At 72.3% G+C, this 2,916-nt stretch carries 3 protein-coding genes; all 3 read right to left on the bottom strand.

The window, feature by feature from the left end; translation table 11 throughout:
* Positions 1–3 precede the first annotated feature (3 nt).
* Positions 4–1,092, bottom strand: a complete 1,089-nt coding sequence (locus KBB57_RS20055; protein WP_290754176.1) for a hypothetical protein — start codon at positions 1,090–1,092, stop codon at positions 4–6.
* A gap of 47 nt (positions 1,093–1,139) precedes the next feature.
* Positions 1,140–2,639 (bottom strand): hypothetical protein, encoded by a 1,500-nt coding sequence (locus KBB57_RS20050; protein ID WP_290754173.1) that lies wholly within the window; start codon positions 2,637–2,639, stop codon positions 1,140–1,142.
* A 104-nt stretch (positions 2,640–2,743) separates the two neighbouring features.
* On the bottom strand, positions 2,744–2,916 hold a 173-nt coding region (locus tag KBB57_RS20045; RefSeq protein ID WP_290754179.1), incomplete at its 5' end, for an ATP-binding protein.

Here is a 2,916-nt window from a genome sequence, read left to right as displayed (position 1 = left end):
CGATCACTTGGTGACGTCGAGCGACCAGCTCTCGCCGATGTCGCGCAGCTCGAGCTTGGTGCCGTTGGGGCCGGCGAAGTGGTACTTCCACTTGCCGTCGTCGTTCTTGGCGCCGTCGGTGGGGGCGCCGAAGGCCGCGGCGAACAGGGCGGGGATCTCGGCCTGCACGGCGGTGTCCTTGCCGAAGTGGAAGGTGGTGCCGTAGCCGCTGACCTTCTTGTCCTTCCAGTCGAGGGAGAAGGTCAGGTTGGACCAGGTCTCGGGCTGGGGGTACGCGAGCTTGGCGGAGGCCTCGTTGGCGCCGGCCCAGGCGGCGATGGCGTTGGTCTTGGCGTCGAGGCCGAGGGCGGCGGTGTCGGCCTTGGCCTGCTCGGCGGACTTGACCTCGAGCACCGGGCCGAAGTTCTTCTGCAGGTCCTCGCCGGTCGAGCCGATCACCGACTTGGCGAGCAGGCCCTCGGGGCCGAGGAGGTCGGCGAGCGGGGTGTAGAGGGCGTAGCGGACCGAGTACTTCTCGCTGTCGTCGCCGGCGTCGGCGAAGGTGTTGTCCTCGACCATGACCTTGACCTTGGCGGCGGGGTTTAACCACACCTTGGTCTTGTCGCTGAGGAACTCGACGATGAGCGGGGCGCCCCAGGCGGCCTCCATCGCGGCGAGGCCGGCGGGGCCCATCTTGAAGCGGAACTCGTCGAGGGTGCCGGCCTCGGAGAAGCCGAAGTGGCGGAGCTTCTTGTCGACCTTGATGTAGCCGCTGTCGCCGCTGATCTTGGCGCCCTTGGCCGCCTTGGCCGCGGCGGCGGCGTCCATGCCGAACGCGAGGGTGCCGTACATGCCGGGGATCGTCGGGCAGGCCTCGAGCTTGTACGGGAGGGCGCCCGCGGGGGTGGCTGGGGCCGCGGCGCCGGCGGCCGCCTTGCAATTGAACAGGCCGGCGGGCGCGGCGATCGTCGGCTTGGGGGCCTCGGGCTTGACCTCCGCGGCGGGCTTCGCCGGCTCGACGGCCTTCGCGGGGGTGGGCTTGGCGGCCGGCTCGGGCTTGTCGCAGGCGACGAGGGGAGTGAGGAGAGCGAGGGTCAGGGCGAGATTGCGCATGGCGGCGGACACTATCACCTGCGGACGGGCGGGCCGCGTCAATTCGCTCAGGGCACCGCGAATGCGCCGATGTCGGGCGGGTCGCTGAGGCAGGTGCCGGCGGCGTCCTGCACGAACTGGTCGGCGAAGGGCAGGCCGGCGAGGTCGGGCGGGCCCTTGCCGTCGACGAGCGGGACGTTGGCGGGCACGCCGGTGGGTGCGAGCTGCGGGTCCTGATCGAAGGTGGAGTGCACGAGGTCCTGCGGGATCACGCCCCACCAGTTGAGCGGGCCGGGCTTGAGGAACACGTTGTAGTCGACGACGTTGTTCGGGCCGGTGTTGGCCTGGTCGGCGTTGAGCGAGGCGCCGCCGTCCTGGCCGCCGACGACGATGTTGCCGGCGAAGCGGTTGCCCTCGGGGATCGAGGTCATGACGCCGGCGTCGATGCCGGCGGCGCCGGGGAGGAAGCGGACCAGCTGCGGGCCGGTGCAGTTCCAGATCGTGTTGTGCACGGCGGCGCAGTCCTTACAGCCCTCGAAGGCCACGGGGGCGCCGACGAGGTCATAAAGGCGGTTGGCGAAGGCGACGATCCGCAGGCCCTCGAAGGCGGCGTCCTTCGGCTGGAAGAACTCGGGGCCGGTGGACTGGCCGAGCGCGAGGGCGTTGCCGGGGCTGCTCTGCTGGTGGACCTCGTTCCAGGCGAACAGCAGGTCGCTGGTGCCGCCCTTGAGCATGATCATGACGCCGGGGCCGTCGTGGAAGTCGCTGCGCACGATGTGGCCGGTGTTGACGCCGACGTAGTCGAGCACCGGGTGGTCGCTGACCTGACCGGCGGCCCACAGCTCGGCGTCCTCGAGGTAGGCGCCGGTGGTCTGGCTGCCCTTGATGCAGCCGAGCCCGGCGTCGTGGATCTTGAGGCGGCGCAGCAGCAGGTGGTCGGCGAAGAAGAAGTGGAGGACGTGGCCGTCGGAGCCGGCGAGCTCGAGGTCCTGGACGACGATGTGGCTGGCGCCCTCGAGGGTGAGCGGGCCGATCTTCGCGCCGGGCTCGCCGGTGAACCAGATCGGGGCGTCGGGGCTGCCGGCGAGGCCGACGGTGTAGGTCGGGGCCGGCAGCTCACCGCTGATGCGCAGCTCGGTGCCGGGCCCGGCGAGCGCGACGGCGGCGGCGAGCTCGGCGAAGGGCTTGGCCTGGCTGCCGTCGCCGCCCGGGGCCGCGCCGGCGGTGACGTACAGGGTGCTCGTCGGGGCCTTGCCGTCGGCGAAGGTCGGCAGGGCGGGGGCGCAGCCGGGCTCGCCGGTGGTGGTGTCGGCGGTGGTGCTGTCGGTGGTGGTGACGGGCTCGCCGGTGACGGCGGTGGGCTGCGAGGGATCGGCGGTGGGGTCCGTGGTGCTGGTGCTGATCGTCGGATCGCCGGTGGTCGCGGCGGTGCTGGTGGGCGCGGCGCTGCCCGTGGTCGTGGCGGCGCCGGAGGGGTTGTCGGTGGCCTCCCCTGCCCCACCCGCGTCGCCGCAGGCCGCGAGCGCGAGGGACGAGGCGAGGAGGGTGCGGCGAGCGAGCGAGGTCATGACCGCAGGATCGTCGGTGCGGCGGGGCGACTGCAAGCGCCGCGAGCGCGCCCGCTGCGACCGCGGGGCATCGCGCGGGTCGGTCGCGCACGGGCGCCCGGGGCTCAGGTGACGCGCTCGGGGAGGATCACGCGGAACAGCGAGCCGCGACCGACCTGGCTCTCGACCTCGATCGTGCCGCCGAGCATGGAGCAGAAGCGGTCGACGATGGTGAGGCCGAGGCCGGTGCCGCCGTAGCGGCGGGTGGTCGAGTTGTCGGCCTGCTGGAAGTCCTCGA

Source organism: Amaricoccus sp. (assembly GCF_017993425.1).
Taxonomy (GTDB): Bacteria; Pseudomonadota; Alphaproteobacteria; order Rhodobacterales; family Rhodobacteraceae; genus Amaricoccus.
The sequence above is the reverse complement of the archived record's forward strand: the minus strand, read 5'-3'. Positions and strand labels throughout refer to the sequence as shown.